The 8874-nt window shown below is 35.4% G+C and carries 7 protein-coding genes; 5 read left to right on the forward strand and 2 right to left on the reverse strand.

What is annotated here, in order from left to right:
- Nucleotides 1–56: 56 nt before the first annotated feature.
- Nucleotides 57–1871, reverse strand: a complete 1815-nt coding sequence (locus QQS35_RS06825; RefSeq protein ID WP_285931175.1) for an ABC transporter ATP-binding protein — start codon at nt 1869–1871, stop codon at nt 57–59.
- Entirely contained in the window at nt 1868–3586 is a 1719-nt protein-coding gene (locus QQS35_RS06830; protein ID WP_285931176.1) for an ABC transporter ATP-binding protein, read from the reverse strand. The genes QQS35_RS06825 and QQS35_RS06830 overlap by 4 nt, the downstream gene beginning before the upstream one ends.
- 253 nt (nt 3587–3839) lie before the next feature.
- Between QQS35_RS06830 and phnD the strand changes: the two genes are divergently transcribed.
- The 5 genes from phnD to QQS35_RS06855 all read left to right on the forward strand — a co-directional run bounded on the left by phnD (nt 3840) and on the right by QQS35_RS06855 (nt 8713).
- Complete coding sequence (gene phnD, locus QQS35_RS06835; protein ID WP_285931177.1) at nt 3840–4742, forward strand: phosphate/phosphite/phosphonate ABC transporter substrate-binding protein; 903 nt, start codon at nt 3840–3842, stop codon at nt 4740–4742.
- 194 nt (nt 4743–4936) lie between these two features.
- Complete coding sequence (gene phnC / locus QQS35_RS06840) at nt 4937–5713, forward strand: phosphonate ABC transporter ATP-binding protein (RefSeq protein ID WP_285931178.1); 777 nt, start codon at nt 4937–4939, stop codon at nt 5711–5713.
- The gene (gene phnE / locus QQS35_RS06845) at nt 5706–6506 is read left to right on the forward strand and encodes a phosphonate ABC transporter, permease protein PhnE (protein ID WP_285931179.1); all 801 of its coding nucleotides are present in this window, start codon (nt 5706–5708) and stop codon (nt 6504–6506) included. The genes phnC and phnE (QQS35_RS06845) overlap by 8 nt, the downstream gene beginning before the upstream one ends.
- Nucleotides 6506–7303, forward strand: coding sequence for a phosphonate ABC transporter, permease protein PhnE (phnE, locus tag QQS35_RS06850; protein WP_285931180.1), 798 nt, complete (start codon nt 6506–6508; stop codon nt 7301–7303). Before phnE (QQS35_RS06845) ends, phnE (QQS35_RS06850) begins: the two co-directional genes overlap by 1 nt.
- Nucleotides 7304–7525: 222 nt before the next feature.
- Entirely contained in the window at nt 7526–8713 is a 1188-nt protein-coding gene (locus QQS35_RS06855; RefSeq protein WP_285931181.1) for an MFS transporter, read from the forward strand.
- Nucleotides 8714–8874 lie beyond the last annotated feature (161 nt).

Consider the following 8874-nt stretch of genomic DNA (forward strand, 5'->3'; position numbering starts at 1 on the left):
TAGTTTAGTATTTTCAGTACGTAATCATGCATAAATGGATGAAATAGCAAATTATATTATTCGTTTATAGCTCTATTTTGGGATGCATTTAATTGTGCATAAAAACCGTTGCGTTTTATTAATTCTTTGTGTGTACCTTGTTCAATTACTTCACCTTCTTGTAACACTAATATTAAATCAGCATGTTGAATCGTATTTAAACGGTGAGCAATTACAAAACTAGTCCTACCCTTCATTAACTTCGTTAGCGCTTCATTAATTTTAATTTCGGTAATTGTATCAATACTGCTTGTGGCCTCATCCAAGATTAACAGTGAAGGGTCAGCAAGCATTGCTCTTGCAATAGATATCAATTGTCTTTGCCCTTGACTAATCTCATATCCATTCGAATCAAGTATTGTATCGTAACCATCCGGAAGTTGACTAATAAATGTATGAGCATTCGCAGATTTAGCTGCTGTAATTATCTGGTGATCTGTTGCGTCAAGCCGACCATATCTAATATTTTCTTTGATTGTTGTATCAAACAAAAAAGAATCCTGTAGCACAATGCCCATCTGGCTTCTGATACCACTTCTGGACATTTTATTTATGTCTTGATCATCCAACATTATTTTTCCTTTTTCAACTTCATAAAACTTTGATAACAGCGAAACTACCGTTGTCTTCCCTGCACCCGTTGGACCTACCAAAGCAACCGTGTCACCTGGGTTTACAATGAAGGAGACATTATTCAGTGTATTGTCGTCTTGACCATAAGAAAAATATACCGATTGGAATTCAACCTTGCCTTTTAACCTCTTCCTGTTTTTTATTTCAACATCATTTTTATCTTCTTTTTCCTCATCCATGACATCAAATACTCTTTCTGCCCCGGATACAGCTGATAATATCACATTAAACTGATTAGCTAAGTCATTTAAAGGCCTTGTAAATTGCCTTGCATATGCCGTGAAAGTAACAATAACACCAATTGATATCATTCCATTAAACGCGAATATTCCACCAACTCCCACAATGATGGCAAAGCTTAAGTTATTTAGTGAATTCATTATCTTTGGTATAAATCCAGTGTATACTTGTGCCCAATAACTAGATTCCTTCAGACGCTGGTTTTTTTCTATAAAGTCTCGTTTAACTCTTTCCTCCTGGTTGAACAATTTTATTATGTCATGACCGGACAATGCCTCTTCCACATAGCCGTTTAAATCACCCAAATCATGTTGTTGTTGTTTAAAATAACGGTTTGTACGGTTAGTTATCCAATTCATACCTACAAACAATAACGGGACTATAATAAGCGTTAGTAATGTAAGCAGAGGACTTAGGATAAACATGACAATTATTGTTCCTGTTAAAGTTAATACGCTCGTCGTTAACTGTATAACAGACGTATTTAACGTTCGACTAACATTCTCAATGTCATTCGTTAACCGACTCATTATCTCTCCGTTCTGCCTTGTTTGAAAAAATAAAATTGGAAGTCTTAATACATGTGAAAACAAATCCTTTCTCATTGCATAAACAGCATGTTGAGCGACTTTAATCATCCAGTAATTCTGAAACCACGTTGTAACCGATTGAAGCAAAAATACTCCAATCAGAATAGCAATGATAATTATTAAATTGGTCTTTTCTATACCCGTAATGATCTCATCAACTGCCACACCAAGCAGATACGGACCTAATAAAGATAACGAAGAACTAACAACAACTAATAACAGTACAAAAATAAATAAACTTTTATAGGTGGACATATACATCCAAATTCTTGAAATCGTTTCATTTAAATTACTAATTTTAGGTTTTTTAACTTTTACTCCTTGGTAATGGCGAGAGGTAGTTACATCCTGAGTCCTATTTTTCCTCATGATAGTCCATCCTCTTTCATTTGTGATTGGTAGATTTTTTGATATAGCGGGCTATTCCCAATTAATTCTTGATGATTGCCAGAAGCAACAATACATCCTTTATCAAACACTAAAATTTTATCAGCATCCATGACTGAACTTATTTTTTGCGCAACAACAACTGTAGTGCAAGACTTTGATTTGATTGATTCAAGCACTCGTTGCTCTGTATTCGCATCTAATGCACTGGTACTATCATCTAATAATAATACAGTGGGATTAGCTAAAAGCGCCCTTGCAATGGATAGACGTTGCTTTTGACCACCTGACAAATTAACACCTCTTTGACCAACTCGTGTTTCATATTGATCAGGTAAAGTCATAATATACGAATGAATATTAGCATCTTTTGCAGCACGAACAATATCGTCAAACTGAGCTTTTTCATTCCCCCATGCAATATTTTCTTTTATTGTTCCAGAAAATAAAAAGCCTTCCTGCGGTACAAGCGTTACAAAATCGCGTATTGCCCTACCCCATTCCTTAATTGGTTTATTATCAATAGATAAGTTTCCGCTCTTCGCCTTGTATAACCCTGGAATTAACTGAAGAAATGTAGTTTTACCTGAACCCGTTTCTCCCAATATACCCACTGTCTCACCTGCGTTTATTTGTACAGAAATATCTTTCAAAGCTGCCCTTTTCATATTCGAATACGAAAACGTTATATTTTCAAAATTTATATGTCCTTCTATGTTAGCAATACTTGAATCTGTCTTCGGTATAACTTGGCTAGGTTTACTCTCTAATACCTCACTAATTCTTGTAGCAGAAGCTTTTCCTCTTGAAAAGTTCATTAATAGGAAACCAAACACTCCAAAGGAAGCCATAATTCTTGTAGCATAATTTATAATGGCAACAACCTCACCAGCTTGTGCACTGCCTATGTTTATCTCCATAAAGCCAAACCATAAAAGAAGCACTAAACTTATGTTCATGCCTAGCATCACAATTGGCATCGTTAATTCCATTAATTGAAGCGCCTTCTTATTATCATCCATCAAATGATTATTTACTTTATTAAACCGTAATTGTTCATGATTATTTCGATTGTATGCTTTGACCAATCGAATCCCTAGTAAATTCTCACGAATAATACTATTAAGATGATCTAAACGAACTTGAACTCTTCGAAACAATTTAATTCCCTCTGTCAAAATCCAAAACACAATCAGAAGTAAAACTGGGACAATAATTACTAGAATAGTAGCCAGCTGAACATGTACTGTAAAAGCCATGATTATTCCACCAATAATGAATAGTGGTGCCCTTAGCATAATTCTTAAAAACATAAATAAAAAGGCTTGTACTTGTGTCACATCACCGGTTATTCGGGTAAGCAATGATGATGCAGTAAGTTTTTGCATTTGTACCGCAGAAAAATCTTGCACACGACTAAACAGATCCCTTCTGAGATCGTGACCGACACTTTGACTGACATCTGCTGCGAAAAATGAACTTACAATGCCAGCAGCGAACGCTAGTAACGTTAAACCTATTAACACGGAAAGCCATATGATAATCGTTTGGAAGTCTTGTCCAACAATCCCTTCGTCAATAATAATCGACATGATAATAGGCTGAATCAGTTCTACACTTAGCTCTAGTCCCATCAATATTAATGCTAACACTGCAGATTTTTTATATATTTTTACATAACTGAAAATTTTCTTCATGTAAATCCTCCGTGTCTGTATCTATGAATCTATGTATGAAACTTATTATATATGAAAACAAGTGAATATTTCTATATGCCGCATTATTTCCAACAATAAATAACGAACGTTCGTGTAAGAACATCTTACAAATATACAGTTTTAGCGATTTTTTTTGTAAAAAGTTTGTAAATAGACTAGTCATAATTCGCTAAATAGTGCATAATTAAAATTGTTATCTATAAAAACATAATTTAAGGGGGATAATTAACAAATGAAAAAGATTTTATCTATTATTCTAGCTGCAGCAACTGTGATTATTATTGCAGGTTGTGGTGACAGCGCAAGTGGCGATGAAGGAAATCCAGAATCGATTGTAATGGGTTTTGTACCTTCACAAGAGTCTGACACGATTGCTGATACTGTTGAACCATTGGCAGACAAGCTATCTGAAGAACTTGGTATTGAAGTAGAAGGAAGAGTAATGACAAACTATACTGCACTTGTTGAAGCAATGGGAACAAATGAGGTTCAAATTGGATTTATCCCTGCCTTCGGTTATGTGTTGGCTAATCAAGAACATGATGTTGAAGTAATACTTAAATCCGAACGTTTCGGTAGTGGTACATACGTTGCACAATATATCGTTGGTGCTGACTCAGGAATTGAATCATTGGATGATTTAGAGGGAAAAACTTGGGCATATGGTGACCCTACTTCGACTAGTGGTTATTTGTTCCCAGCAGCACAAATTATGGATGAGTTTAGTGTAGATGATCCAGAAACTGAATTTTTCGGTGAGTCTATTCAAACTGGTGGTCATGACCAGTCTGCTATCGCCGTTTTAGAAGGTGAAGCTGATGTTGCTACTACATTTGATGATGTAAGAACCGGTCTTGAAGAAGATTATCCAGATATTATGGAAAAAACAAAAATTTTAACTCATACAAAAGAAATCCCGAACGATACAATCTCTGTTACATCAGAATTAGATGATGAGCTTGTAACAGAAATAAAAGAAACTTTCCTAAGCTTCAATGACGATGAAGAAATGATTAAAATTATGAATGAAGTTTATAATTGGGATAAAATTATCGAAGCTGAAGATAGCGAATACGACGTAGTTCGTGAAACCTATGAGAAGTTTAGTGATGATATCTCTATCGATGATATGTAAGAACTGATACTAAAATAGAAATTCAACATTTATAATACTTCAGGAGAGAAGCTATTCTTCTCTCCTGTTTTACCATTTTAAGTTATTTTATCAAATGCAGATTGTATAATGGTGCTTTTGACAAAATTAAATAGACTACATTAAATACATTTAACCTGTCATCAAAGTCATTCAAGCAAATATGGAGGTAAATCATGATTGAATTTAAAAATTTGTCACTCGTGTACCCAAACGGTAATGAGGGGCTTAAAAATATAAATATTAAAATTAATGAAGGTGAATTCGTTGTAATTGTTGGTTTATCTGGTGCTGGTAAGTCGACTTTTATTAGAAGCGTTAACAGACTCGTCACCCCTACAGACGGTGAGTTAATCGTAGATGGTGAAGATATATTAACACATAATGGAAAATCACTTCGTGAACTTCGGAAAAAAGTAGGAATGATTTTTCAAAGTTATAACCTTGTAAAAAGATCCACTGTATTAAAGAACGTTATCGCTGGTAGATTAGGTTATACAGGTACATTTAGAAGTATCTTTAATATGTATCCAAAAGAGGATATGGAACTCGCTTATGAAAACTTAAAAAGAGTTAATATTGAAAATAAATTATATAGTCGCGCAGACGAATTAAGTGGTGGACAACAACAACGGGTTAGTATTGCTCGTGTATTGACTCAAAAACCAAAAGTTATTTTAGCTGATGAACCAGTTGCAAGTTTGGATCCACCAACCTCTCACCAAGTGATGAAGTATTTGAAACAAATTAATCAAGAGGACAACATAACAACTATCGTAAATCTGCACTTTATTGATATGGCTATGGAATATGCAGACCGTATTATTGGAATGAGAGCTGGTGAAGTCGTGTATGACGGCCCTGCATCAGAGGTAACGGAAAAAACATTTGAGGAGATTTATGGCCGTACCATCCGCGAAGACGATATACGTGGAGGCGAGGTAAATGAATAAAACAGATGAATTTATACCTACGAGCCTTTATCCTGCTAAAACGAAACGAACAATCTCTATCGCGTTTATTGTTGTTATCGGTTTTTATTTAGTTAGCTCCATTACAACAGAATCATTCATTATAAATTTCTTTTTAAAGCTAGGCAATATTACTGATCTTGTCGGTCGTTTTTTTCCACCTGATTGGGGATACGTTAACAATGTGTGGCCTAAGCTTTTTGAAACGATCCATATGGCAATTATAGCCACAACGATTGCAGTAATTATTAGTGTGCCCTTCTGTTTACTAGCCGCACATAATATCACAACAAATAAATGGCTGTATAACTCGATGCGAATGATTTTAAATATTATCCGTACAATACCAGATATTATTCTAGCAGTTGTTTTTGTTGGTTTGTTTGGAATCGGTGTATTTTCAGGTATTATAGCGTTGATTATTTTTGCAGTTGGGATTTTAGTAAAGCTCATGAGTGAAATAATTGAAGCAATTGATATGCATCCATCAGAAGCGATTAGAGCATCTGGAGGAAACACAATCCAAACGATTTGGTATGCTGTTGTCCCTCAAATTCTACCTCAATTTATTTCATTTAGTTTATATGTATTTGAAATTAACATACGAGCATCGGTTGTTTTAGGATTAGTTGGTGCTGGAGGAGTAGGGCAACTAATCAATAAAGAAATCAACTTTTTAAATTATCCCGCTGTTTCAACAATTGTACTAATCATTTTTGCTGTCGTTGTTGTTATAGATTGGATTAGCGGTAAATTAAGGGAGGGTCTTGTATAATGAGTAATCAACTTCCTCCTAAACCAAGAACACCTGCAAAAGTAGTAAAAAGGGTTATTATTTTACTTGCCGTGGTTGCTCTATATGTCTGGACTTTTTCAAGTGTTAATATCAATTGGGAAAGAGTATTTAGTGAGAGAACACTAGAGAATATCAACCGAATTATACCTCAGTTTTTTGATCCTGCCTGGGCAGAAACAGGTACGATTCTAGTGAAAATGGTTGAAACGATATTCATTGCCTATACAGGTTCTTTAGCTGCTGCTGTTTTAGCTATTCCACTGGCATTTTTATGTGCTTCTAATATGGTTAAGAACAAGTTTTTAAACACGATAGGAATGTGGATTTTAGGTGCTGTTCGTGCCTTTCCTGAGATTATACTTGCTATCATTTTTGTTGCTGCAGTTGGACCTAATCCATTTGCAGGGGTGCTAGCAATTGCGATTGGTTCAACCGGAATGCTAGGAAAACTATATTCAGAAGTCATCGAATCAATCGATATGAACATTATCGAAGCACTAGAAGCAAGTGGCGCAAATAAAATGCAAATTCTTTTTTACGGGATAATGCCACAGGTACTACCTGAGTTTCTGTCCTACGCTATATACAGATTTGAAATTGATGTTCGTGCGTCATCCGTGCTCGGGATAGTCGGAGCCGGAGGTATCGGTACATTGATCACATTTGCTTATTTAAACCGAAATTGGGACGAAGTTGGCATGATTCTACTTGTGATTATCATTGCTGTAACAATCATTGACCAAATTTCTGGTTTCATTCGCCGTCGTCTTGTTTAAATTCAATAACATATACTAATAACTGCTTCCAAATTTGGGAGTAGTTATTTTTTTATTATTACCTGTGAATAAAGCTAGTACAACTGTTATAACCACTGCAAATCACTTCATATCTATTCGTAACTAAGCTATCATTATATACTTAGGCTCACGAATTTAATCGATCGAAAGAAGTGATTTCTTATCAACGAAGAACAAACGATAAAAAAGAATGTGTATATCATGTGGTTTGCTAATTTTTTCATTGCGGGTAGTATGACGATGGTGTTACCTTTTTTGTCTTTATATATTGAAACATTTGGGGACTTTACAGATAAATATGTACAAAACTGGTCAGGGCTAACTTTCGGGGTAACGTTCGTTGCCGCATTTATATTCTCACCAATTTGGGGGAAACTTGGTGACAGGTATGGTCGGAAACACATTTTAGTTATTTCTGGAATAGGACTTGGATTATCTGTTTTTCTAATGGGTTTTGTAACGTCTGTATGGCAGTTGTTTTTATTGCGTTTATTTATGGGTGTTTTCACTGGATTTATATCCATGTCTCAAGCGTTAATTTCGACCCAAACACCAAAACAAATTGCAGGTCGAGTATTAGGTACATTGCAAACTGGAAGTGTCACCGGAACTTTGATGGGGCCCCTTATCGGCGGTATATTAGCCGATGCGATAGGATATGAAACTACATTTAAATGGATATCGATTCTATTATTTTTATCCGCTTTTCTAGTTTTAATTGGAATTCATGAACAAAAAATAAAAATAGAAAAAGGAGCCCAATCTAGCTACTCAAGTAAAGAAGTACTTCTCCATATAGTTAAACACCCAATGCTACTGATGGTCATGCTAGTTTCCATGTTCATTCAAATTGCCCATTTTAGTATTCAACCGATTCTTTCCCTTTATGTTGGAGACTTACACGGTCCGGCTAACTTGGCTTTATTCTCAGGTATTGCCTTTTCAGTTGCTGGATTAGGTAATTTACTAATGGCCAGAAACTGGGGAAGAATTGCTGATAAAGTAGGGTATATAAAAATTCTAATTACTCTCTTAATTATGGCAGCTGTATTTTATTTTCCAGGTGCTTTTGTTTCAAACATCTGGCAGTTGGTTGCTTTACGTTTCTTACTCGGAATAGCAATTGGCGGGATCATTCCAGTTAGAATTGCATATATACGCCAGGAAGCTCCACTTGCTATGCAAGGAGAAGTACTAGGGTATAATACGAGCATTCGCTTTTTCGGTAATATTATTGGCCCAATTATGGGCGGTGCACTAGCTGGTTACTACGGTATTGCATCCGTGTTTATGGTTACTAGTATATTACTGCTCATTTGCGGTTTAACTCTTCTTGTTACAAAACAACGCTACCCTCAACTAGTAAAACAACCAGTCAACAGTTCATGATAAATGATTAGAAATACAGTTATTTCTTTAAAAGTTGTTGTTACGTAAAAGATATAAAGTGCGCATTAACTTTATCGTAACCTCCTTGCATTCTTTTTAAGATGAGTGGTTAATCTAGCGCTACGGAAAAATACTCCCTTTCCGGGGGGCAGCACCTTAGC

The organism is Aquibacillus rhizosphaerae, assembly GCF_030282825.1.
GTDB lineage: Bacteria > Bacillota > Bacilli > Bacillales > Amphibacillaceae > Aquibacillus_C > Aquibacillus_C rhizosphaerae.